The 22725-nt window shown below is 68.0% G+C and carries 20 protein-coding genes; 9 read left to right on the top strand and 11 right to left on the bottom strand.

Translation table 11 applies throughout. The annotated features are described in order from the left end of the window. Positions 1-302: 302 nt before the first annotated feature. Positions 303-1079 (bottom strand): hypothetical protein, encoded by a 777-nt coding sequence (locus ITJ61_RS17670; protein WP_194687002.1) that lies wholly within the window; start codon positions 1077-1079, stop codon positions 303-305. Next, positions 1072-1650, bottom strand: coding sequence for an RNA polymerase sigma factor (locus ITJ61_RS17665; protein ID WP_323744403.1), 579 nt, complete (start codon positions 1648-1650; stop codon positions 1072-1074). Before ITJ61_RS17665 ends, ITJ61_RS17670 begins: the two co-directional genes overlap by 8 nt. A 210-nt stretch (positions 1651-1860) precedes the next feature. On the opposite strand from ITJ61_RS17665, the gene ITJ61_RS17660 reads away from it, so the two are divergent. Then, positions 1861-2583 carry a CHRD domain-containing protein gene (locus tag ITJ61_RS17660; protein WP_104240657.1) on the top strand — a complete coding sequence of 241 codons (723 nt, stop codon included), beginning with the start codon at positions 1861-1863 and terminating at the stop codon, positions 2581-2583. Further along, complete coding sequence (locus tag ITJ61_RS17655) at positions 2580-3278, top strand: class F sortase (RefSeq protein ID WP_258067493.1); 699 nt, start codon at positions 2580-2582, stop codon at positions 3276-3278. Before ITJ61_RS17660 ends, ITJ61_RS17655 begins: the two co-directional genes overlap by 4 nt. A gap of 129 nt (positions 3279-3407) precedes the next feature. Here the strand turns inward: ITJ61_RS17655 and ITJ61_RS17650 are convergent, their stop codons facing one another. After that, a complete protein-coding gene (locus ITJ61_RS17650; protein WP_194687001.1) occupies positions 3408-3578 on the bottom strand; it encodes a hypothetical protein in 171 nt (56 codons plus the stop codon). Between the two features lie 337 nt (positions 3579-3915). On the opposite strand from ITJ61_RS17650, the gene ITJ61_RS17645 reads away from it, so the two are divergent. Further along, a complete protein-coding gene (locus tag ITJ61_RS17645; protein WP_194687000.1) occupies positions 3916-4461 on the top strand; it encodes an RNA polymerase sigma factor in 546 nt (181 codons plus the stop codon). Positions 4462-4588: 127 nt separating this feature from the next. After that, complete coding sequence (locus ITJ61_RS17640) at positions 4589-5119, top strand: hypothetical protein (protein ID WP_194686999.1); 531 nt, start codon at positions 4589-4591, stop codon at positions 5117-5119. A 6-nt stretch (positions 5120-5125) separates the two neighbouring features. Here the strand turns inward: ITJ61_RS17640 and ITJ61_RS17635 are convergent, their stop codons facing one another. The 7 genes from ITJ61_RS17635 to phnD are packed head-to-tail and all read right to left on the bottom strand — an operon-like array spanning position 5126 to position 11227. After that, a complete protein-coding gene (locus ITJ61_RS17635; protein ID WP_194686998.1) occupies positions 5126-5902 on the bottom strand; it encodes a MerR family transcriptional regulator in 777 nt (258 codons plus the stop codon). After that, complete coding sequence (locus ITJ61_RS17630) at positions 5899-7143, bottom strand: MFS transporter (protein ID WP_194686997.1); 1245 nt, start codon at positions 7141-7143, stop codon at positions 5899-5901. Before ITJ61_RS17630 ends, ITJ61_RS17635 begins: the two co-directional genes overlap by 4 nt. Positions 7144-7194: 51 nt before the next feature. Next, the gene (locus ITJ61_RS20405; protein ID WP_323744402.1) at positions 7195-7899 is read right to left on the bottom strand and encodes a TetR/AcrR family transcriptional regulator; all 705 of its coding nucleotides are present in this window, start codon (positions 7897-7899) and stop codon (positions 7195-7197) included. Then, positions 7896-8669, bottom strand: coding sequence for a tyrosine-protein phosphatase (locus ITJ61_RS17620; RefSeq protein ID WP_104298398.1), 774 nt, complete (start codon positions 8667-8669; stop codon positions 7896-7898). The genes ITJ61_RS20405 and ITJ61_RS17620 overlap by 4 nt, the downstream gene beginning before the upstream one ends. Next, positions 8666-9508 (bottom strand): phosphonate ABC transporter, permease protein PhnE, encoded by an 843-nt coding sequence (gene phnE, locus ITJ61_RS17615; protein ID WP_194686996.1) that lies wholly within the window; start codon positions 9506-9508, stop codon positions 8666-8668. The genes ITJ61_RS17620 and phnE overlap by 4 nt, the downstream gene beginning before the upstream one ends. Further along, positions 9489-10337 carry a phosphonate ABC transporter ATP-binding protein gene (locus ITJ61_RS17610; RefSeq protein ID WP_194686995.1) on the bottom strand — a complete coding sequence of 283 codons (849 nt, stop codon included), beginning with the start codon at positions 10335-10337 and terminating at the stop codon, positions 9489-9491. The genes phnE and ITJ61_RS17610 overlap by 20 nt, the downstream gene beginning before the upstream one ends. Next, positions 10334-11227, bottom strand: a complete 894-nt coding sequence (gene phnD / locus ITJ61_RS17605; protein ID WP_194686994.1) for a phosphate/phosphite/phosphonate ABC transporter substrate-binding protein — start codon at positions 11225-11227, stop codon at positions 10334-10336. Before phnD ends, ITJ61_RS17610 begins: the two co-directional genes overlap by 4 nt. A gap of 584 nt (positions 11228-11811) precedes the next feature. On the opposite strand from phnD, the gene ITJ61_RS17600 reads away from it, so the two are divergent. Together ITJ61_RS17600 and ITJ61_RS17595 are read left to right on the top strand one after the other, a co-directional pair. Further along, the gene (locus tag ITJ61_RS17600) at positions 11812-13260 is read left to right on the top strand and encodes a hypothetical protein (protein WP_194686993.1); all 1449 of its coding nucleotides are present in this window, start codon (positions 11812-11814) and stop codon (positions 13258-13260) included. 189 nt (positions 13261-13449) lie between these two features. Continuing rightward, positions 13450-14118 carry a hypothetical protein gene (locus tag ITJ61_RS17595; protein ID WP_146081306.1) on the top strand — a complete coding sequence of 223 codons (669 nt, stop codon included), beginning with the start codon at positions 13450-13452 and terminating at the stop codon, positions 14116-14118. An 884-nt stretch (positions 14119-15002) separates the two neighbouring features. Here the strand turns inward: ITJ61_RS17595 and ITJ61_RS17590 are convergent. Beyond that, a complete protein-coding gene (locus ITJ61_RS17590; RefSeq protein ID WP_194686991.1) occupies positions 15003-15914 on the bottom strand; it encodes a restriction endonuclease in 912 nt (303 codons plus the stop codon). A 70-nt stretch (positions 15915-15984) separates the two neighbouring features. Between ITJ61_RS17590 and ITJ61_RS17585 the strand changes: the two genes are divergently transcribed. Genes ITJ61_RS17585 through ITJ61_RS17575 form a run of 3 tightly spaced genes read left to right on the top strand, consistent with a single transcriptional unit; the run spans position 15985 to position 22464 of the window. Then, positions 15985-17199, top strand: coding sequence for a DUF6361 family protein (locus ITJ61_RS17585; RefSeq protein ID WP_194686990.1), 1215 nt, complete (start codon positions 15985-15987; stop codon positions 17197-17199). Next, a complete protein-coding gene (locus ITJ61_RS17580) occupies positions 17192-19060 on the top strand; it encodes a phospholipase D family protein (RefSeq protein WP_194686989.1) in 1869 nt (622 codons plus the stop codon). Before ITJ61_RS17585 ends, ITJ61_RS17580 begins: the two co-directional genes overlap by 8 nt. Next, positions 19057-22464 (top strand): helicase-related protein, encoded by a 3408-nt coding sequence (locus ITJ61_RS17575; RefSeq protein ID WP_194686988.1) that lies wholly within the window; start codon positions 19057-19059, stop codon positions 22462-22464. The genes ITJ61_RS17580 and ITJ61_RS17575 overlap by 4 nt, the downstream gene beginning before the upstream one ends. The last annotated feature ends 261 nt before the right edge of the window (positions 22465-22725 follow it).

Genomic DNA, 22725 nt, shown 5'->3' with positions numbered 1-22725 from the left:
TCGCGCCGGACCCCTCCGGTCCCGGACATGCCCGTCCCGAAAGCGCCTGCCCTCGAAGGTGTCTGCCCTGGCAGTGCCCGTCCCCGAAAGTGTCTGCCCCGAAGGTGTCTGCCCTGGCAGCGCCTGCCCCGAAGGTGCCTGCCCCGGCAGCGCCTGCCCCGAAGGTGCCTGCCCCGGCAGCGCCTGCCCCGAAGGTGCCTGCCCCGGCAGTGCCCACCCCCGAAAGTGCCAGCTCCGAAGGCACCTGCTCCGGCAGTGCTCGCCCCCGAAAGCGCTCGCCCCGGCATTGCCAGCCCCGGAAGCTACCCCTCGACTCGCGGGAGCGCGGCAGCGGCGACGACGTCGCCGCTTTCCCCGCGGATCTCGACGCTCGTGACCTCTTCGCGCAGCGCTGCAGCGTTGACGGCGCAGTTGATCTCGACCTCGGAGCCGAGGAAGGTCCCTGATCCGACGTCGTCTCCGGTCGCATCCACGACGACCACCGAGTAGAACTCGCCGCTCGGCAGGCCGGTGACGGTGAGGAGGGTCTCGGTGCCCCAGGTGTGCGCGACGACGCTGCCGTCGATCTCGACGCCGGCGGGTTCGCCTTGGAAGTCGACGGGTTCGACGGCGCCGAGCGTTCCTGGGTCGCCGACGGGCGGCGGCGTCTCGGGGCGGGGGAGGAAGAAGCCGCCGACGATGCCGACCAGGAGGCCGACGGCGGCGACTCCGGCGAGCAGGGCGCCGCCGAAGCGCCGGCGACGCAGTGGCGTGACCGGCGCGGCCTGCGCTTCTGCGTCACGGTCACTGCCACTGCCACGGTCACGGTCACGGTCACCCGATTGAGGACCATCGGCACCGCCGTCGACAGTCCCGAAGGCCAGCACGGCGTCACGAAGCTCATCGCTGGGCGTCGCATCCAGCCACTCGGGATGGTCGGAGAGCTGTCCCGTCAGGGCGCGCAGCTCGGCCAGCTCGGCGTCGATGGTGGGGTCGGAAGCGCGCATCCGCTCGAACTCGGCGGCTTCGACTGCGCTGAGTTCGCCGACGAGGGCGGCGGCGATGAGCTCGCCGCGGCGGTCTGCGTTGTGGTCAGTCACGAGCTCCTCCAGGTTCGTCGAGGTGGCCGCGGACGGCGCGGAGGCCGTAGAAGACGCGGGTGCGGAGAGTGGCGACGGGCACCCCGCAGCGGGCGGAGAACTCAGCGTAGCTGTACCCGGTCAGGTGGATGGCGACGATCGCCTCCCGCTGCTCGTCCGGCAGGCGGGCGAGCGCTTCCGTGAGGCCGAGCCCGGTCAGCGGGTCCGGGATCTCGGCGGGGAGGTCCGCGGAAGCGGTGGATGCTTCGGAGGCTGCGCTGCGCGGCAGCCGGTCGCGGGCTCGCAGCGCGTCGGAGATGACGTTGCGGGCGATCGCGAAGAGCCAGGTCCGCTCGCCGCCCTTGGTGGGGTCGAAGCTGTCTCGGGCGCGCCAGGCTCGGAGGAAGGTCTCCTGCACGCAGTCCTCGGCGAGCGGCCGGTCGCGGAGGGCGTTGACGGTGAAGCCGAGGAGCACGCTGCCGTGGTCGCGGAACGCCGAGTGCAGGTCGAACGAGTGGGGCGCATCCGCCATACGGGCGTGTCCTCTCGTCGTCGACCACCGTGCGCGGTCAACGATAACGGCAGTGCTCACGGCTGCTCCCTCCGGTGACTCAACTCGGGTTGGTATACCCCAACTCGGGTTGGTACAGGGGAGTACCGCCGGATCGGGTCCAGCGTTCAGGGGCTTCCCGAAATCTTCGTCAGAAAAAGTTCGAAGTCCGATGAACGCGGGACGGGTCGCCGCCGTATGCCCTTGTACGACGGCTCCATCGGGGAGCTGCGAAGCAGGAAGGCACCCCTCATGCCCAAGCACACGTTCGCGAAGTCGCTCGCCCTCGGCGCCACAGCTGCCGCCGCCATCGCCCTTGTCGCCGCAGCTCCCGCCACCGCTGAGACGGAGGTCGCCGAGCCGGACTCGTTCACGAGCGCCTACACGGTCATGGCGACTCCGGATGCGGTCATCAACAACGACGGTGTTGTGACCCCGGGTGAGCCGGGGGCGATGGGCCAGTTCGATTTCCGCATCAACTCGGACCTGAACATCATCTGCTACGACATCACCCTCACGGGAGTGACGGGCGAGTACGAGAGCCCCGCGAAGACCGCCACGCACATCCACGAGGCTGCCGAAGGCCAGGCCGGCCCGCCGCGCATCGCCTTCCCGAACCCCACCGACAACGGTGATGGCACGCGCACGAGCAGCGGATGCCTCGAGGGCCCGTTCACGACGGGCCTCAACTCGGACGCCGGCACGGACACGGGTGAGGGCTTCACGCTCAAGCAGATCGAGGCGAACCCGGCCGGCTTCACGGGCGACTCGCACACGGCTGACTTCAAGGCCGGCGTCGTCCGCGGCCAGCTCGTGCAGGTTCCGGTCGGCGGCGTCGACACGGGTGCCGGCGGAGCCGCAGCCGCTGGTGGCCTCGACGCGATGACGCTCAGCTTCCTCGGTCTCGGTGGCCTCGCCGTTGCCGGCGTCGCCGGGCTCGCGGTTGCGCGCAAGGCTCGCGCAGCGGGTCAGTGACCAGGAACTCTTCTCGGGCGCCGGGGCGCGCGTTGCGCGTCCCGGTGCTCGTCGTTGCGGCCGCGCTCCTCGTGAGCGGATGCGCGGCCGCCCCGAGCGGGGACGCTTCGCCTCCCGAGGGCGTCCAGCCTTCGACGACTGCGGTCGAGTCCGCTCCGGAGTCCGCTCCCGAATCCGCTCCGGAGGCGACCGCGCCGGCGCAGGTCGAGTCTCCGGCGGCGCCCCCAGCGGGTGGCGTCGAGGTGCTCCAGGAAGGCGTCGCCCCTACGGCGGTGTCGATCCCGGCGATCGGTGTCGAGGACACGCTCATCGACCTCGGCATCGCCGCCGACGGCAAGATGGAGGTGCCCGTGGACTTCGACGAGATCGGCTGGTTCACGGGTGGCGGCAAGCCTGGCGGTCGGGGGCCGACGGTCATCGCGGCCCACGTCGACGGTCTCGCCGGCCCCGCCGCGTTCTTCCGGCTCGACGAGCTCGCCGCTGGCGATGTGGTGAGCGTGAGTGATGTCGAAGGCGGCGTCACCAGCTATCAGGTCACCGAGGTCGTCACGGTCGAGAAGGCCGAGTTCCCAACGGCGCGCGTCTTCGGCGCGGTGCCGGGCGACGAGCTACGCCTCATCACATGCGGCGGCTACTTCGACCGCGACGTGGGCCACTACGACAAGAACGTCGTCGTGTTCGCGACGGCGGTCTAACCCCCGTCTCAGGTTTCGGCTCTCGCCGCTCGGCCGGTTGCTCAAGATCCGTCTCTGGCTCGTCGCTGAGGGGCGGCCGTTTGCTCAGGCTCCGCCTCTGGCCAGTCGCTCCGGCGAGTCCCGTCGCGCCTAGAAGAAGGTGGAGATCGCCGTGGCGATTCCGGTGCTGATGATGACCACCACGCCGCAGATGGCGATGGCCTCTCGTGGCATCGTGCTGCGCTGGTAGGCGTCCCAGAAGCCGTCGGCGGGGGTTACCTGTCGGTTCTCGACTTCGTGGTCGACGCTCGTATCGGACATATAGCTAGTCTAACTAACTAATCCCGAGGAGCAAGCCAAACGACGATCTGAGTTGGGCCAGCGCAACCGGAGGTCACGGTCACGCATCAGCACTCGAAGGCTCGCAATCCCATCTCTCGTCCGCTCCGAATGGATGGCAGGCGCGGCGATGCGCCCGGGTTCCGCGGGCCACTCGAAGGAGTGGGGAGCCCTCCAAGAGTGGCGCGTCTGACCTCACGTCGGGCAGCCGGAGGTGAGGTCCGTGTCCATGCTTGCCCTTGACTCTCCACGGGAGCTATCCGCTGCATCCCGAACGAAGACCCGCGGTCGCTCGCAGGCCCTCGCACAGTTCCGGAGTGTGGCGGACGCCGACGACAGCGATGAGTTCCTCGCTGGCCTCGCCTCGCTCGGTGACGCGCGCGCCTTCGACCTGCTCGTGCAGCGGTACCGGACCCTCATGTACGTCTGCGCGCGGCGTCGCCTCGGCTCCGACGCCGAAGCCGACGACGTGGTGCAGGAGTCGCTCGCTGACGCGTGGACCAAGATCTCGACGCTCAAGGATCTGGCCGCAGTGCGGTCCTGGATGCTGCGCATCGTCGCATCCCGAAGTGTCGACGTGCTCAGGCGCCGACGCGAGCACGACAGCGTCGAAGACGGCGACTATGCCGCGTCGGACACGCAGTCGCCGACGACCAACGCTCAGCTTGCGCTGCTCTCCGCCGCCCTGCACATCGCGCTGTCGCGGCTTCCCGAGCAGCAGCGGCGGTGCTGGGTGATGCGCGAGCTGGAGTCGATGAGCTACCAGGACATCGGCGAGGAGCTCGAGCTGCCCGTGAGCACCGTCCGCGGTTTGATCGCCCGGGCCCGCAAGGCCCTCGCGATCGCCATGGCCGACTGGCGGTGACCCCCGTTCGGGGCACATCCGGTCGTCGCGGCTGCCGGGGCATCCTTGCCTGCGCACCTGGGTGACGCTGCTTGCAGGGCGCATCGAATGATTGTGGCCAGCAGGGCTGTTCTCTAGGCTCGGGTTCATGAGAGCGACGCGTCTGCTGGCCGTGCTGAGTGCATCCGCCGTGTCGCTCGGCGGGTTCGTGGGATGCGTGAGCGACGTGACCTATACGCGCAACGGCGTCGAGGTGACCCCGGATGAGGCGCTCGTCGAGTCGGGCTACGCGGACATCGACCCGTGCACGGCGATTTCCGACGAGACGTTGGAGGCGGCGGGGTTCGTGTCGCCGTCGTCAGGGCAGACGCTCTCGCCCGACCCTGACTGCGAGTGGCGCGACGGCATGAAGTCGGCGCCGACGCTGCTGCTGTGGGTGGATGGGCCGACCGAGGCCGACGAGCTCTCGGAACTCATCGAGGTGAGCGGCGTCGAGGTCGAGGTGTTCTTCCAGGCCGGCGCATCGGGGCGCTACGTCGCCAGGTTCGATGACCTCACGCTGACGCTCAACGCCGACCTCGAGCTGGAGGGCGAGTTCGACGAGAACTCCGACGCCTTCGGCAAGGACATCCTCGCGCGGGGTCTGACCGACGCGATGAAGGCGTACGGGAAGCTGTGAGGCGTTCTAAGCGGGGTCCCGGGCTTCGGCATCGGCATCTGACCCGTCCAGCCGCTCCCCGACGAGCGCGAGCGCGCGCTGCTGCGTCGCGTTGAGCACCGACTCGGAGTACTCGTCGAAGAGGCCGGCCGCGTCCGACAGGTCGAGGTCTGGCGCATCCGTCCGTAGCGAGTCGACGACCTGCGCGAAGGTCGCCACGAATCGCTCGACGAAGTCGTCGAATGCCGCCTCGCTCGTCTCTTCACCGAGCCCGTGGAAGTCAGCCGTGATGGCCACGATCTGCGGCACCAGCGCGGGGTCGCTGAGCTGCTCGTAGTACCCGACCAGGTGCGGCATGCCCTCCTCGCCGACGAGGTGGGCGAGCAGCACCGTCTGGTCGCGGTCCATCTGCTCGAGCTCGGGGGAGAGGTGGCCTGCGAGCGTGCCCATGTACGCGGCGAGCTCCGGCGGCAGGTCCGGTGTGGTCGGAAGGTGTCGCAGCTGCGCGATGAGCGCGCGCTGCGCGGTGAGGCGGTCGATCTGGGCCGCGAGCTCGGCGTCGAGACGGTCGAGCACCGCTGGCGCCTCGGCGCCGTGCTCGTCGAGGAGACGCGGCATATCCTCGAGCGCGATCCCGAGCGCGGAGAGGCGGCGGATGCGCAGCACCCTGATCAGGTGGTGCACCCCGTACTGTCGGTACCCGTTGGAGGAGCGAGGCGGCTCATCCAGGACCCCGACCTGGTGGTAGTGCCGCAGGGCGCGCACCGTGACCCCGGCGCGACGGGCGAGCTCGCTGCTGTTCACCGCACACCACCCGCGCTCGCGCTCGTTGACTGGGGTTCCAGTGTACGAAGCGGGCGGGCGACGAGGCCGTAGAGGAACGCGCATCCCCACGCCCCGAGCAGCGCCAGTGCGGCGATGTTGACGTTGGTGTACTCGGTGAGCACGGCCGCGAGCATGATGCCGAGCGACGGGGCCGCCGTGGTGAGGGCGTTCTGGGTGCCCATGATGCGGCCGCGCAGCTGCTCGGGGATGCGCTCGATCATGAGCGCGCCCATGAGGCTGCCGAAGAGGCCGCTCGCGGCGCCCATGACGAAAGCGCCTGCGAACACGACCCAGACCGAGGTGAGGAGGCTGATGAGGCCGATGCCTATGGTCGTGCCCATCATGCCGACCACGAACCAGGCGCGGCGTGGGCCGCGCGTGCCGGCGACCGCATACGTGCCGCCGCCGACGAGCATGCCGAGGGCGAGCGCGCTGAGCACGAACCCGAGCAGTCCCGGCTGCTCGACCAGCGTGAAGTAGACGGGCAGCACGAGTCCCTGCAGCCCGGCGAGCACGAACACCGACACGAGGCTGAGCGCCGTGGTGGCGACGAGGAACGGGCTGCGGAACAGGGCCCGCCAGCCGTCGCGCAGCTGCGTCCATCCGGTGCCCGTCGGGGTGGATGCGCGCGATCCGTCGTCGGCGACGATCACGCCGACCGCCCGCGGGATGAGCAGGGTGATGAGGGCGGCGAGGAGGGAGGTGGCGGCGGTGATCCACAGCACGGTGGAGCCGTCGAACAGCACCATGAGGGTGCCGGCCGCAGCTGGGCCGATGAAGATGGCGACGGCGCTGAGGCTCTCGCGCACGCCCATGAGGCGTTCGGTGCTGATGCCGCCGTGGCGGACGATGGCGGGGAGGAGCGCTTCGCGGGCGGTCATGCCCGGCACGTCGCCGAGGGATCCGATGATGCCGAAGAGCACGAACCAGCCGAGGTTGAGCCCGGAGACGAGGTCGATGATCGGGAGCGCGGCGATCGAGGCGGCCGAGATGAGATCGGTGACGACGGACGAGGTGCGCCGGTTGATGCGGTCGATGACGACGCCCATGAAGAGGCCCGCGAGCACCGCCGGGATGGCGGTGGCCGCCGCGACCGTGCCGGCCCCGAGGGCGCTGCCCGTCGTCGAGAGCACGATGAGCGGGAGGGCGATGCCGGCGATCGAGTTGCCGAGCAGGGAGAGGACATGCGACGCGAGGTACGTGACCGGCAGAAGGTTCATGCGGTCAAGCAGAAACTATGACGTTGGGGCGGGGTCAAGTGGGGAGGCTTGCTACGCCTCCATCCCGCGCCACGCCACCTCGAGGCCGGCCCGGCAGCGCGCTCGCGCGGCGGGGTCGTCGAAGCGGCAGCCGCGGACGACGAGCTGATAGTAGAAGATGCCGGCGATGAGGTCGAAGCACGCCTCGACGTCGAGGTCTGCGCGCAGCGACCCCTCGGCGATGCCGGCGCGGAGGGCATTTTCGATGGGTCGGCGGCGCACGGAGACGTGCGACTCCCAGTACGCCTGCTGCAGCTCCCGGTCGCTCATGACGAGCCGGATGCGCTGCCGGAACCGCTGGTCGGGGTAGCTGGTCTCGTCGAGGTCGGCGGATGCGCCCATGAGGAAGTCGACGATGCCGGCCCGCAGGTCGCCGGGCTTGCCCAGCGTCGGGGGAATCGTGCGCCCGACGTCGAGCGCAGCCGCGATCAGGAGCGTCATCGACGGCCACCGTCGGTAGAGGGCGGCCCGGCTCACGCCGCTCCGCTCCACGACCCTCGACACGGTGACGGCCTCGTCGGCGTCGATGATGGCAAGCGTGGCGGCGAGGATCTGCCCGTCGAGCTCCTCCGTGCGAGGCCGCCCAGGGCCCCGGCGAGTGTCGAGATCTGCCGATGCTGCCGACGCTGCCGACGCTGCCGACCCCGCTGAGCGCGCCGAGGCGCCCACATCCGTTTCGATGGATGCGGGCGCCGAAGCGGGTGCGGTGGTCGTCACGCGGCGGCCCGCTCGCGGAGCTGCGCGATCGTCGCGTCGGTGAGCCCCGCCGCTCGCAGCGGCGCGAGCGGGTCGCCGTGGCGCTCGCGGAGGCGGGCGAGGAGGATGCGCATCGACACGTCCATGGGTTCGGCGTCGCCCGTGAGGGAGCCGTTGAGCTTCGACACCTCCTCGAGGTCCATGCCGAACTTCGCGAGCAGCACGCTCATGGTGGGGCCGATGCGGGCCAGAATCGCGCCCATGTTGGCGTCGGTCTTCGCGTAGTCGCGCACGATGTCGTCGTCTGCTGCGCCGAGCGCGAGGAGCAGCATGGCGGCTAGCACGCCCGTGCGGTCGCGGCCGGCCGCGCAGTGGAAGGCCGTGGCGCCGGGGGAGACGGCGATGATGCCGAGCGCCGCGGCGAGCTGCGGCGCGGCCGACTCGACCATGAGCGCGTACATCTCGCCCATGCCGGCGTGCGCGCTCCCGTGCTCGTCGGCGGTCGGCAGCCCGCCGCCGACGCTGCCCATGAGGGGCAGGTGGTGGTAGGCGACGGGGTGCGCCGAGAGGGGGCCCCGACCCGTGAGGGCGACCTCGTCGGCGGTGCGGAGGTCGATGACCGAGGCGAGCCCGCCCGCGGTCAGCTCGCGCGCATCCGCTTCGGTGATGACGGACAGGTCGTCGGCGCGGATCGCGAGCCCCTCGCGGAGGGGGCCGCCGGCGATGGGGGTGCCGCCGAGGTCGCGCAGGTTGACGGGTGCGGAGAGGGTGATGTCGAGCGTGGTGGTCATGTGAGTCGCTTTCGGATGAGGGCGCTGCCCTGGTCGATCAGCGTGACGAGCACGATGATGCAGATGATGATGGCGCTGAGGTGTCCGTAGTCGTACATCTTCATCGCCGTGGTGAGTTCGAGGCCGATGCCGCCTGCCCCGACGAGGCCGAGGATGGTGGCGCCGCGCACGTTGCCCTCGAAGAGCAGCAGTGTGTACGACACGAGGAGCGGTGCGGCCTGCGGGAGCACCCCGTACTGGATGAGCTGGCGCCGGGACGCCCCCACCGCCTGCATGGCGGACATGGGCCCGCGGTCGACGGATTCCATGGCCTCGGCGTAGACCTTGCCGATGGAGCCGATCGAGCCGAGCGTCATCGCGAGGATGCCGGCGAACGGGCCGAGCCCGACCGCGGAGACGAACATGAGCGCGAACACGAGGTCGGGCACCGAGCGGATGATGTTCATGACCCAGCGGGCCGGGTAGTACACCCACTTCGGGGCGATGTTCGACGATGCGGCGAACGCCATGAACAGCGACAGCACGGCCCCGAGGACGGTGCCGACGATGGCCATCTGCAGGGTCTCGATGAGGAGCGAGAAGATCGTGCCGAACTTCGAGAAGTCGGGCGGGAACAGGCGCGAGAGGAACTCGCCCATGTTGATGGCGCCGTCGCCGAGCTTCGAGAAGTTGAACTCTGCGCCCGCGAACGACCAGAGCAGCACGGTGATGGCGACGGGGATGCCGAGCAGAAAGCGCGCTCGCGGGACCGAGAAGGCCCGTTCGAGGCGGTCGCGTTCGGCGGTCGTGAGCGAGGGGGCCGTGGATGCGCGGGGCGGCTTAGGCGCGGTGGTTGTCATCGTGGGCCTCCTCGGCGTCGTAGAGCACGGAGAGCTTCTCGGCATCGAGCGCGCCGGTGGGGGCTGAGACGAGCATCTCGCCGTGGCGGAGGCCGATGATGCGGTCGGTGTGGCGGAGTGCGAGGGGCAGCACGTGGAGGCTGACGAGTACAGGGATGCCGTCGCGGGTGGCGATGTCGCGCAGCAGTTCGAGCACGGAGTCGGCGAGCTTCGGGTCGAGGGATGCGACGGGTTCGTCGGCGAGGATCACGCGCGGCTGCTGCATGAGGGCGCGGGCGATGGCGACGCGCTGCTGCTGGCCGCCGCTCAGCGAACGGGCGGGGTCTTTCGCCTTGTGGGCGATGCCGACGCGGTCGAGGAGTTCCATCGCGCGTCTGCGGTGCTCGCTGCTGAAGCCGCCGACGAGGTTGATGGGGCCCGCGCTGTGGAGGGCGCCGGTGAGCACGTTCGTGAGCACGCTGAGGCGGGGGATGAGGTTGAACTGCTGGAACACCTGCCCGACGCCTGCGCGCAACTGCCGCAGTTCGCCCCGGCGGAGGTTCGTGACGTCGTGCCCGGCGACGCGGGCCGTGCCGCCCGTGATGGGGGCGAAGCCGGTGAGGCTGCGCATGAGCGTCGACTTGCCGGAGCCGGACGCGCCGAGGAGGGCGACCATCTCGCCGGGGTGCAGGTCGAGGTCGACGCCGTCGAGCACGGTCGTCTCGTCGCAGGCGACCCGGAGGTCGCGCACGGTGACGAGGGGGAGGCGGGTGAGCGCATCCATGTCGCTGGTGGTGGGTGCTGCTGACGGCGCAGTGGTGGCGCTGGTTGCCGGGGCGAGGTTCGTCATTCGAGGTCCTCGAGCTTCACGCCAGCGACGCCGGCGATCTCCACGAAGCCATCGAAGACGGAGGGGTCGGGATCGACGGAGACGGGGAGGCCGATGAAGCCGGAGCCGAGGGCGCCGAGGGCTTCGGCGTTCTCCTCGACGAAGACCGCCTGGATGGCGTCTTGGATGACCGTGCGCTTCTCATCGCTGAGTTCGGGGCTGCCGAGGACGCTGCCCATGACTGGCATGGGTGCGCTCTCGCCGACGCCGCGCCACTCGCTATCGGCGAAGGGGAACATGGGTTCGCCGAGTTCGGTGAGCATGATGGCTGTGCAGGCGGCGTCGACCTGGCCCTGTTCGAGGGCCGCGAAGGAGCCCTCGTGTCCGCCGGCGAAGATCGCCTCGTAGTCGGTGCCCTGCTCGAGGCCGGCCTCGTGGAGCATGTGGACGGGCATGAAGTAGCCGGAGCTGGAGGCCTGGTCGGCGAAGGCGACGGTCTTGCCCTCAAGATCGGTGAGCTCCTGCACGGGGGAGTCGTTCAAGACGACGCAGGTGGAGACGGGGTCTTCGCTGCCCTCCCAGGCGAGCAGCGCATCCACCTCGCCGGTGTTCACGGCGAGGGCGGAGGGGAAGCCGCTCATGATGCCCATGTCGACGTGGTCGGCGCGGATGGCTTCGACGACGCTGAGGTAGTCGGGCACGTCGGTGACCTCGACCGTGTAGCCCGTCTCGGCTTCGAGGAGATCGACGAGGGCGTCGATGGGGTTCGCCTGCGTGGGGTCTTCGCCGAGGGGGATGGTGGCGATGGTGATCGTCGTGTCGTCCGCGGTGGCTTCGGCCGTCTGGCAGCCGGTGAGGGCGAGGGCGCTGACGCCCATGATGCCGAAGGCGAGGAGCGGTGAACGGCGCATGTTCGGGGTCCTTCCGAGGGATGCTCCCGGGATTTCGAGAACACCGGTATGCAAACTCGCGAAGGTGACCGGCAATTACGAGACCGGTGGACTGGAAATTGGCGCGGAGGTGAACAGTTGGGGTGGGTGGGTGTGAGGTACGTTCGGACCGTGGTCGGCGCTAGCCTCGAGGGTGTCGGCAGCCGCATCTAGGATCGGCGAAACTAGGAATAGCCATGTCGTTAGCACTAATAGTTCGGTGGCCAACGATGAGCTTCGTGTGCGGCGGGAACAAGGTTTGCGCGGCCACGGTTTGCCGCTCGCGGAGTGCATGCCTCACGGAGTCCGCGCTCCCTCTGCAGCGGAGTGGGGGTGTTCGGGATGACCTGGACTGATCGCGCTCTTGCCGGCGGGGACATTTTCGTTCACGCATCGCGGGTGATCCCCTCATGGCTCGTGTACGCAACTTCGCAGACAAGGCGATAGCCCTGGTGGGCTCTGTGTCTTGGAAGAGCCCCGGCGGCTGCTGACTTCTTACGTCGCTATGCGCGGTGTCGCCTGTCTGGCAGCGCTGACTTCACGAGCTCGCCCCTACCAACGATGGGATGACTTCACCGCTGGAATTGGCGCGGTACGGTACTGCAATGGCGTGCCTGGACGCCATGATCACTTCTGAGGAGTCGGCCATGGGCGAAGAGCTCGAGATCATCGGTGACAATGACGGTCTGACCATCATCGGCCGCGATGCGGATATCGACCGCTTCTTGGTCTCCTCGAGCCTTCAAGGTGAGCGGACACGCCAGTTCTCGCTGCAAGCGGTCTGGTCGGCGTCCACCACGGCTGGTGCAGCCGCTCAAGTTGGTGCGAGCATTTTGGAGAACTCAGGTCGCTGGGTGAAGCTCACGGCCGAATCGGCGGCGAAGGTCAAGAAGTATGGTCTGACGCCGACCAAGATCCCGGGTGTCAGCCACGCCATGATCGGCAGGCCGGGCGACATCAAGAACTGGGTACAGATTGCCCAGACCCCGTCGACGCTGTTGGCCGGGCCGTTCGCGTTGAGCGCATTGGGCACGATGATGCAGCAGCGTGCCATGCAGCAACAAATGGACGAGATCACCGAGTATCTCGAGGAGATCAGCGACAAGGTCGACGACATCCTCCGTGCTCAGACTGACGCGGTACTCGCGGACATGGTCGGCGTTGACGTGATTGTCGAAGAAGCGATGACGGTTCGCGAGCACACAGGCCGAGTGTCGGAGGTGACGTGGTCGAAGGTGCAGGGGGCGGCGTTCACGATCGCTCGCACGCAGGCCTATGCGATCCGCCAGCTCAGCACCATCGCAGAGAAACTTGCCGAGAAGGCTGACCTCGGCGAGGCCGCAAAGGCGACTCGGGAGGCGGAGCCTCGGGTGCGGGAATGGCTGGCAGTGCTTGCGCGCACGATGCAGCTGCAGGACGCGGTCTGGGTGCTGGAGCTTGACCGTGTGCTGGATGGCAATGGGGCGGACATGGAAGCTCATCGCGCTGGGCTCGCGGCGGCGCGCGCGAACCGAATCGAACTCGTCGGGCGGACGACTATGCGGCTTCTCGCGCAGATGGGCGCGACGGTCGATCGGGCGAATTCCCAGGTCTTGCTGAACCCGTTCGATGCGCCAGCCGCTGTCCGGTCTAGCAACGTGGTCTCTGGCGCGGTGGTCCAGTTCCTTGACGGGGTGGGCCTCGATGCCGATCACGAGTCTTCAGATGCGCGCAGATGGCGGACAGCCGTCGCTGAGACGGGGGACAGAGCGGTCACCAGCGGGGTAGCTGGAGTGCGCGCGGCTGGGCGGGCTGGCGTGCAGGGTCTTGACCAGGTCACACAGCCGTTTCGTGCAGTGGACATTGACGGCGACGGCGTCGCGGACCGACCTCGGGCAGCAGTCGCGGCGGAGCAGGCCGGAGATGCGCTGAAGGGCGCCGCATCCGGTGTCTCGGGAGCGTTCAAGACATTTTTCGGGCGCGCAGGGCGGCGCGAGGTGCAAAGTGACACCGCGGAAGACGAAAGTTCTTCCTAGATCTCCCACTGCGGGGCATGCCCGGCAGTCACTTTCTCCTCTCGGTCCAGGGTCTCGGCGAGTCCCGGTCTGGGTGTCCTGCCACGGCTCGGGGCGGTCGTCGATTTAGCGCATTTTCACCCGGGAGAAGTTTTTCGTGCCATGGCGTACCTAATTTAGGTCAGGTTCCACTTCGCGATATCTTCAGTCATGACTTTCGTGGGGCTAGAACTCGGATCTTGGGCTGAATGGGCGGCTGCAATTGCCGCACTAGCGGGAACTGTGCTCAGTATCTTCGCGATCAAGTTCGCATTGGCCGCTAACCGGACCGCTGAGATGGCGCGGCAAGAGACAAAGGACGCCTCTGACAAGTCTCACGCGATGGAGCGAGATCGAGACGCCCGAGATCAGGAACGGGATGTGCGGAACTATGCTCGGGAGCAGGCTCGCGATGCACGCGATCGAGATCGCGAACGTCGAGAACTTGCTGGAAGCGTTGCTGCCTGGTGGGCGGCTTCTTACAGCGAGCTGGAGCCGCGATACGGGATCGTCGTGTCTAACCAGAGCACGACCAACGCGGTGTTCTTCGACGTGGAAGTCCGCGCCAAGTGTTTCAAGGATCAAGAGCAGTCGCTCCGCATGAAAGTTCTGCCGCCGGGCAGGTTCTTCGTGCAGCAGAGCAAGATCAACGGCAAGATACAGCTGGAGAGAATTCCACACCCGGTCCAGGAGGACGACGCTCTGGAGCCGTTCACGGTTGCAGGAGACCGCTCAGTCGAAGAAATTCGGTACTCAGATGGTCTTGGGGCCAGATGGCAGTGGAGTTCGGGGGCGGGCCTGGCGGAGGTCAATGTCGATTTCGAAAGTGCCGGGCAGTAGTGAGCTGGAGCGGCAAGCCATGTAACTCTGTTGTCAGGACTCGGAGGTGTGGTCCTGGTTTCGCGGCCACAGCCAACAGGGGTCAGCCGTCAAAAACTGCAGACAGTCCCAATGGCTCAAGCAGGACGCTCCCACGGCGGTGCTGAGGACTCCATGGCTCGTGGCTCCGGCAACACGTATGGATTGTTGGCTCGCTTTTGCAAGCCGTCTGATGCCGTCAGGCGCGCCGGCTCAGCGCGGATCGGAGGCTCGCTCGCTGCGTTTCTCGTTCATATTCATCGCGAGCAGCATTTTCTTGACGCGATCCCAGTCCCGTGAATGCAAGATAGGTGCCGAGATGCCCGATTCTGCTGGGTGCCGGACGCGTAGGTCGCGTCTTTCAGTTCGACGTTAATGCTCGGTAAGAACTCGAAGTCGACGCGGGTATTCGCGTTGGCCTGCGAACGCAGTTCGTCGCTTGCGAGCAGCTGACCCATGCTCAACTGTTGCTCTCCGCTCGTTGGTTCTCGCCTACCCCGAGCGTGGTGGCTTCCTTGTGCGGCGGGTCTCAACGCCCTTGAACTTCTCTCTTGATTTCTTCGAACACAGGTAATTACCGCCGCCATCAGATAGGTCGAAAAGGCCTGTCCGAGGACTCTTCTGCTGGTAGCGATTCTACGGCTGGCCGCACCTGCATCCTCTGCCTGCATTGCTGGCCACCGATTGAGTTCTCCTGTCGCCCCTGGTATAGCAGTAGTCTTTGGGGGAATCTGATGATGCGACACCAGCTGCGAGGCGGTCGAGTGTGCCGCGCGATCGTTCGCCGAGTGGGCTCTCTCCTGAGCGGCGATCCCCATGCGGAAGACGCAAGAATAATGCGAGTGGCATGGGTTCACAAAGCTTGGCTACTCGAAGAAATCCTCGTCGAGCTCGACGAGCTCGTATCGCTGGCGCACCTGCACGCCCACGCGGTACTTGATCATCAGCGACGCGAGACGCTCGCCATCGATCAGCACCACCCGAGTGGAGATATTCGCCGCGTAGTCGATCGCCTCACGCGAGTAGCGAGCCGTGGTGATGAACACCCCCTGGTTCGCCTGCTGGCCATGCAGCGCGCCGACAAAGCCCTGGATTGCGGGACGCCCGATAGCAGCCCCGGGGTCGTAGAGCTTCGCTTGAACGTACACACGGCTTAGTCCAAGCGCATCCTGATCGATCACACCGTCAATGCCCCCGTCGCGAGAAAGCTGCGTCGGCGTCGCGCGCCCCTGAGTGCCGCCGTAGCCCATCGCCATTAATAGATCGAGCACAGCGCGCTCAAAGAACTGCGGCTGCTGCGAGTGGAGCCTAGACAGGAGTTCAGAGGCAACGGCCGAATGCAGGCTCGAGATGCCATCCTCGACCTGCTCAAGGGGCGACAATGTCGCGAGGTCAGGGGGCGTCTCCGCGGAGGTGGCATGGGCCGCGGGCGTGCTCCCTAGCGTCGCGCCGCGCCGTTCGCTCCAGGCCTTCAAAGCGCTCTGCGCGATACCCGTGGGGTGCCCGGCAAGCAACTGCTGTCCCTCGCCGGTGATGCGGTATTGGCCACGCGTTGGTCGATCAAGCGCGCCGGCGCGAGCTAGGTACGACAATGCCCAGAGAGCCCGATTCTCCCAACGCAACTGACCGGACGGGATGACCTCGAGCTTCGCTTCCTCGGTCACGCCAAGAACTCGCGCCGCCTCGTCTCGGGTCTCTCGCGCGGAGCGGAGCCTGCCATCGCTCAGAACGCGAAGCGTCGGCGCCATGAACTCATGCCACATCGGAACGTCGCTCATGAGCATCCTTTCGACAAGTGGCGCGGAGGAAAGCCACTCAAGACAGGCTAGTCAACGGCACAATGAACGGGTGCCCTCCCTCGTAGCCTGGCTCGACGCTTCCTCCGAGGAGCAGCGTCGCATGCGCGACATCATCGGACTGTTCACCGACCGCGAAAGTCGCGACGAGCTCGGGCTCAGTTCGATCCGCGACCCGCTTGGCGACATGCTTTTCCCCGGTACTTCCGTCCTCCACACGCGAGCCCGCTATCTGCTGCTCGTGCCGTGGGTCTACGCACGCGCATCCACCCATGGCAACCCTGCCGCCGAGGCCGACAACCTGGAGCGCACGCTCATCGGTGCAATCAGGAAGACCGACGACAACGGCGGTCTCATCGGTATGACCGCCGGCGCGGCAGTGCGCACCCTCCCGTCGTCGATGTACTGGGGCCTCCTCGGCCGCCTCCAGATCCGTACCGACCCCAGCGCCTCCCGAGCAGACGCCCTCGCTGAGCACCTTGCCGCTAACGGCGGGGGAGACCTCGACGAAGTCGGAACGCAGCACAGCGCCTGGCACACCAGCATCCCCAAACCACCGCCAGGCTTCCCGAAAGAGCTGCCTGGCGGGTTCGCCCTCCGTCGCGGCGAAGCCGAATGGCTTCGCGAACGCATCCTCACCACGACGCCCGGGACACTCCTCGCGCACCTCACTCAAGACGGCCCCGGCGAAGACAGCCGCGCACCCTGGGAGGACCCCGCCGTGCTCCGGGCCACCGGCGACGCGCGCGCTGTACTTGACCACGCACGCGTATTCTCGGCCGTCGTCCACGGCGCCCAACTGCTCTACAACCTCATACTCGCCGAAGCCTACGAAGCCGCCGGCTACGACGCCGTCACCAACCCAGTCGACCACTACCGGCAGCGCCTCACCGCCTGGGCCACCAGGCTCCCCGAGCACGTCGACCTCAGAACCTGGAGCGTCGATGGGCTCATCCACCGAGTCGAACTGCAGCGCGGGCAGATGGTGCCCGCTCGCACGCGCCGCTTCGTCACCGCCTGGACCGCACTTCTCCGACACAGCACACTCGGCGACCTCGCCGACAACGGCGAAGCGAGGGCACTCGTCACCAGGTCCGAACGCGAGAGCAAGGGCGCCCAAGCCCGTATCGGCGACGCCAAGCGCCTGGTGAACTGGAGCGGCGGGTCCGGCGCGGGAGCCCTCGCCTACCGGTGGAACAGCGTGCGACGGATGCTCGTCGACCTGCACGCGGGCCTCAACACCCAGATCGGAGCGAACGATGCTTGAACCCCAGACCAGGGCCGCACTCACCGAGCAGCTCGCCCCACCACCCGGCTACGAACTCGTGCACGCCGTCGGCACCACCTTCACACTCGACCTCGCCACGGCACTCACGGTTCCCCTCTGCTTCGCCTCGCACCGGGTGAGCGCCGCCGACGACCAGCTCGGCATCCTCAACGCCATCCGCCGTGCCGCAGACCGCGTCGACGTGTTCGCGCAAGCCGGCGAGATCTCCATGGGCACCACCAGCAAGCTCGTCGCCTTCCTCGAGCCGATGCTCCACCCCGTCACTGCCCGCCGCGGGATCTTCCACCCCAAGGTCTGGTACCTCGAATACGCGGCAGGCGAGCACCGCAGCTACCGGTTCCTCTCCGCCAGCCGCAACCTCACCGCCGACCGCAGCTGGGACACTCTCGTGCGCCTCGACGGCACCCCTGCCCCGGCGGGCCAGAAGCTGGATGCGCGACGCAAGAACAAACCGCTCGTCACTCTCCTCAAGACGCTTCCGAAGCTCGCCGTGCACCCCGTCGCCGCCGACCGGATCGCACGCATCGACGCGCTCGCCGACCGCTGGGGCACCGTCCAGTGGGAACTGCCGACCGGCGTTCGAGACCTGGCGTTCCACGCGTTCGGAGTCGGCGCATCCACCCGCCCAGAGCTGCCAGGGCGCAGAGCTCTCGTGGTTTCACCGTTCGTCACCGACGACGGTCTCGCCGCACTCCGCGGCAAGCTCTGGGGTGAGACGCACCTCATCTCGCGCGCCGAGACCATCGACCGACTCGACCCCGCGACGCTGAGCAGCTCGAAGCTGCAGACGCGCGTGCTCGACGGAGCCGCCAACGACACGGCCGAGATCGAGACCGGCCACGACGACACCACCGACGCCACCGCAGGGGCCGCCGCCGCGGTCGTCGCCGCCACGCCCGTGCGCGCGGCCGACCGCCTCGTTGGGCTCCACGCGAAGATCGTCATCGTCGACCGCGACCACACTTCACGCGTCTTCCTCGGCTCCGCCAATGCCACAAGCCCCGGCTGGGGGACAAACGTGGAAGTCATGGTCGAGCTCATCGGCAAGACCTCCGTACTCGGTGTCGACGCCACACTCTCGGCCCTCGGCAACCTCACCGAGCCCTACCAGAGCGACGGCGGCGCAGCAGAGCCCGAAGACGAAGCGGCCGAAGCTCGACTCGAGCACCTGCTCCGCGGACTCGCCGGCCTCCGCATCCACATCGAGATCGGCGGCGACGGACCGTACTCGATGCGCGTCCAGGTCGGCGACGGCGACCGGGCATCATTCGAACGCCGCATCGCGAAAACTGGAGCCACGCTGCACTGGCACCTCCTGCCGCGGCCCGACCTGCGGCGGGCCGCATCCACCCTTACCAAACCGCAGGGCGAGACGCTCGACGAGGTGGCGCTCACCGACATCAGCCCCTTCGTGGTGCTCACCGCACGCGACGCCGACGGACGAGAACGCAGCACCATCGTGGTCGCAGAGCTCGCGGGAGACATCGCCGAGCGGCGCGACGCGATCATCGCCAGCCAGCTCACCGACCGGGCGTCGTTCGTGCGGCTCCTCACCCTCCTGCTCGAACTCTCGGGCGTCGCGACGCCCACCGTCGCGGGGGCCGGGGCGACGGGCTTCTTCGGCACCGCGGCCGGAAGCGATGTGGTCGAGGGGGCCGGACTCTTCGAAGCGCTCCTCCGCGCCGTCGCCGCCGGACACGACGGGCTCGCCGATGCGAAGCGCATCATCGATTACCTCGCCAGCCACGGCGAAGACCAAGCCATGATGCCGCCAGGCTTCGACAGCCTCTGGGAACAGGTGTGGGCCGCGCACCTCGAACTCACGGGAGCCGCGGCATGAGCGCCGTCGACGCCAACGCCGTGATGGACGGACTCAAGGGGTTTCAGCGAGACGCCGTCGCCCACGTCATCGATCGCTTCTACGGTCCAGACAGCGCCGCCGCCTCCGGGCGCTTCCTTGTCGCGGACGAGACCGGCCTCGGGAAGAGCATCATCGCCCGGGGCGTGGTCGCACGCAGCATCGAAGAACTCGAGCGCAGGCGCATCCCACGCATCGACATCGTCTACGTGTGCAGCAACCAGGACCTCGCCAGACAGAACTTAAAGCGCCTCAACGTCACGGGCGAGACGCAGATCGAGATGACCACGCGGCTCACGCTGCTCGCGAAGCAGAGCAAGAAACTCGACGGCGGCGACGCCGGCAACTCCAAGGTCAACCTCGTCTCCTTCACCCCCGGAACTTCTTTCAGCGGCGGCGGCTGGCGGCAGGGCAACGCCGACGAGCGCGCCATGCTTGCCGTGATGCTCGACCACCTGACGGGGGCGGACGCAGCGCAACGCAGGGCGACGCGAGTGATGCTCACCGGGACAGTCAAGAGCACGGATGCCTTCGCGCGACGCGTCGACTGGCTCGGACGCGAGCTGGGCAATGCGCCAGACGCGGTCATCACGACTGCGTTCCACGCCGACATCGAGCAGTCAGGCGAGCTGGCCCGCTTCGAGCAGCTCCGAGACGAGATGAGCGGCCTCAGGCGCATACCGTCGGAGATCTGGAACCGAGTGCAGAACTCCATCGCGAAGTTGCGCCACGCGCTCGGCAAAGCCGGCGTTGACACCCTGCAACCCGACCTCATCATCCTCGACGAGTTCCAGCGCTTCAAGCACCTGCTGGACCCCGAGAGCGGCGAAGCGGGCGAACTCGCCGACGCCCTCTTCCAGCACCCGGCCGCGAAGGTGCTGCTGCTCTCGGCCACCCCGTACAAGCCCTTCACCAACGCCGACGACGACGAGGACCACAGCGCCGACTTCCTCGCGACGATCCGCTTCCTCATGGGAGGTCAGGTGGGTGCGGATGCGCCAATCGCGGACGCCCTCGCGTCTTACCGTCACGCGCTCACGAGCGGGGGAGACGCCGCCGTGGCTGCCACCGCCGTCGGACTTGCGCTGCGCCCCGTAATGACTCGCTCGGAACGGCCCGCGCTCGGCGAGCGCGAGGACCTCGTGCAGGTCCGACACCTCGACTCGCAGGACCCGACCGCCGCCGACGTTCTCGATTGGGTGACCCTGCAGAGGCTCGGCGGTGCGCTCCAAGCGCCCATCGACCTCGAGTACTGGAAGTCGATCCCGTACTTCTCGAACTTCATGGACGGCTACAAGCCAGCAGCCCGGCTTACGGCGGCGCGGGATGCGGCTCGGAACGAAGTGATGACGGTGGCCGAGCCATCGGGCGCGGCGGCTCCCACCAGCACGTCGGCACGGGCCGACGCCCCGGTTGCGCAGGACGCGCAGGTGATCCAGCACCCGGGGCCCGGCAGGGGCGCCGCGTTCGGGAGCGGCGCATCCACTCGCAGCGCAAAGAGCATCGACCCCACCGCCATCGCAGCTGCCCTGGCCGCGACCCGCTCTCTCGACCCGGACGCGATGCGTCGCTTCGACCCAGTCGACCTCGGCAACAGCCACCTGAGGGCCCTCGCCGACGACACCGTCGGTCGCGGCTGGTGGCAGCTGCTGTGGGTGCCCCCGACGATGCCCTACGTGACCCCCGGCGTGGTCTACGAGCCATTCGCCGACGGCTCGGTGACGAAGCAGGTCATCTTCTCGGCCTGGTCCGCCGTGCCGGGCGCCGTCGCTGGACTCCTCAGCTACGAAGCTGAGCGACGCATGGCCGGCGAACGCTCGCTGTTCCGCGAGAACTCGGCCGACGGGCGCAAGGCAGTCGCCGCGCGACGACTCGCATACAGCCTCAGCGAAGGCGAGCGCCCCGCAGCGATGTCCACGCTCGCGCTCTTCTGGCCGCATCCCGCCCTCGCGAGCATCGGCGACCCGCTCGCCGGCGCACGCGCCTCAGGATCCGTGGTTGCTGGCTCCGCTGGGACGCTGCTCGGCGCAGACGAGCTGCTCGAACGCGTCGGACGCGGACTGGCCGGGCGAAGCTCCGCGACCGGGGCAAACGCCTACTTCGTCTATCCCGGCGCCGTGCCCAGCGACCTCGCCTCAGCGTCGGCGTCGAGTCTCATCCGCGAGCTGCACGACCCAGGCGACGATGGCGAAGGCCATGGCGAACTCCGCGGGATCGAACGTGGCTCCAAAGGGCTCACGCTGCACGTCGCGGAGGCGCTTGACCTCGCTCGAACGCGCGCGTGCGCGACGAGCGACGAGGTGACTGGTCGCGCGCACAGGGCAGTGGTGGACCCGAGCGCTGGCGGAACTGACCTTGCCCGCCTTGCCGCATTCGGGCCAGGCAATGCGGCACTCGGCGCGATCCGGTCGGTCGCCGGGCCCCTCGTCACTGAGGGCGGCGCATGGCTGGCGGCATTCGCGCTGGCGGAGGGGATCCGCTCGCTCTTCAACCGGCCAGAGAGCATCGCGTTGCTCGAGACCCTGTATGGCAGGAACGGGGAGGGTGCCCGCGACCCAGACGAAACGCGGTGGCGCCGCGTGCTCGACTACTGCGCCGACGGCAACCTGCGCGCCGTACTCGACGAGTACCTCTTCCAATTGCACAGCGAGAACGGTGGGGCAGAGGTGGGCGACGATGAGCTGCTCGCTCTGGCCAGGCGCGCGGTTGAGGCGATGACGCTGCGCCCAGCCCGGTACGTGGCCCACGACACCACCCTCGAACGAGGCGACATTCCCCTCACGGCGCGCTTTGCGCTGCGCTACGGCGGCAAGCAGAACACCGACGCGGACGCGAAGAGCGGTGCCCGCCAGGGCGACGTGCGAGGTGCCTTCAACAGCCCCTTCGCGCCGTTTGTCCTCGCCTCGACGAGCGTCGGGCAGGAGGGCATCGACTTCCACTGGTGGAGCCACTCCGTCGTCCACTGGAACCTGCCGTCGAACCCCGTCGACTTCGAGCAGCGTGAAGGGCGCGTGAACCGATTCGCCGGCCACGCCGTGCGCAAGAACGTCGCCGCCGCGCACTGGGCTGATGCCCTCGCATCGACGGATGCGCGCGCCTGGCGGGCCGCGTTCGATGCGGCCGAGGGGGTCGATAATGGCCTGGGTGAGTTCTCGCCGTGGTGGATGTACCCGGGAGACGCGCGCATCCACCGTGTGATCGCTCAGTACCCGCTCAGCCGCGACGCGGTGAAGTACGAGCGGTTGCGGAAAGCGCTGACGATGTACCGGCTCACGCTCGGGCAGCCGCGGCAGGAAGACATGCTCGAGCTGCTCGCGAAGCGCGGGGCGGATGCGGGTGCGATGCCGACGATAGATTTGCGGCCGCCGGGGTTGGCAGGACTCTAGTGCTGGTGACTATCTGAATAGCCTTGCTCGTGATCGCTGATGGATGTGCGTTTCATGGGCAGGCCACGCCGGGGCTCGCAGCTCCCGCTTTAGGACGCCAATGAGGATTCGTGTGCTTTAAAGGTGTATTCGATGCCAGCTATTGGCAGAGTTTTGCGGCGGGATTGTTGCACTCAAGGCCGATGTTGCCAGGTTGTCTGGGTAATAGTCGGGGAATCCGCCTATTGCCCGGGTGTTGTTGCAAGTGTCGCCGAGCTGAGC

Origin of the sequence: Pseudoclavibacter sp. VKM Ac-2888, from assembly GCF_015351285.1 — a bacterium.
GTDB lineage: Bacteria > Actinomycetota > Actinomycetes > Actinomycetales > Microbacteriaceae > Pseudoclavibacter.
The sequence above is the reverse complement of the archived record's forward strand: the minus strand, read 5'-3'. Positions and strand labels throughout refer to the sequence as shown.

Bases quoted from the DNA above. Each gene is read 5' to 3' on its own strand.
- ITJ61_RS17660 (WP_104240657.1), top strand. From the start codon at position 1,861: ATGCCCAAGCACACGTTCGCGAAGTCGCTCGCCCTCGGCGCCACAGCT.
- ITJ61_RS17650 (WP_194687001.1), bottom strand. From the start codon at position 3,578: ATGTCCGATACGAGCGTCGACCACGAAGTCGAGAACCGACAGGTAACC.
- ITJ61_RS17640 (WP_194686999.1), top strand. From the start codon at position 4,589: ATGAGAGCGACGCGTCTGCTGGCCGTGCTGAGTGCATCCGCCGTGTCG.
- ITJ61_RS17630 (WP_194686997.1), bottom strand. From the start codon at position 7,143: ATGAACCTTCTGCCGGTCACGTACCTCGCGTCGCATGTCCTCTCCCTG.
- ITJ61_RS17620 (WP_104298398.1), bottom strand. From the start codon at position 8,669: ATGACCACCACGCTCGACATCACCCTCTCCGCACCCGTCAACCTGCGC.
- phnE (WP_194686996.1), bottom strand. From the start codon at position 9,508: ATGACAACCACCGCGCCTAAGCCGCCCCGCGCATCCACGGCCCCCTCG.
- ITJ61_RS17610 (WP_194686995.1), bottom strand. From the start codon at position 10,337: ATGACGAACCTCGCCCCGGCAACCAGCGCCACCACTGCGCCGTCAGCA.
- phnD (WP_194686994.1), bottom strand. From the start codon at position 11,227: ATGCGCCGTTCACCGCTCCTCGCCTTCGGCATCATGGGCGTCAGCGCC.
- ITJ61_RS17600 (WP_194686993.1), top strand. From the start codon at position 11,812: ATGACTTCACCGCTGGAATTGGCGCGGTACGGTACTGCAATGGCGTGC.
- ITJ61_RS17595 (WP_146081306.1), top strand. From the start codon at position 13,450: ATGACTTTCGTGGGGCTAGAACTCGGATCTTGGGCTGAATGGGCGGCT.
- ITJ61_RS17590 (WP_194686991.1), bottom strand. From the start codon at position 15,914: ATGAGCGACGTTCCGATGTGGCATGAGTTCATGGCGCCGACGCTTCGC.
- ITJ61_RS17580 (WP_194686989.1), top strand. From the start codon at position 17,192: ATGCTTGAACCCCAGACCAGGGCCGCACTCACCGAGCAGCTCGCCCCA.
- ITJ61_RS17575 (WP_194686988.1), top strand. From the start codon at position 19,057: ATGAGCGCCGTCGACGCCAACGCCGTGATGGACGGACTCAAGGGGTTT.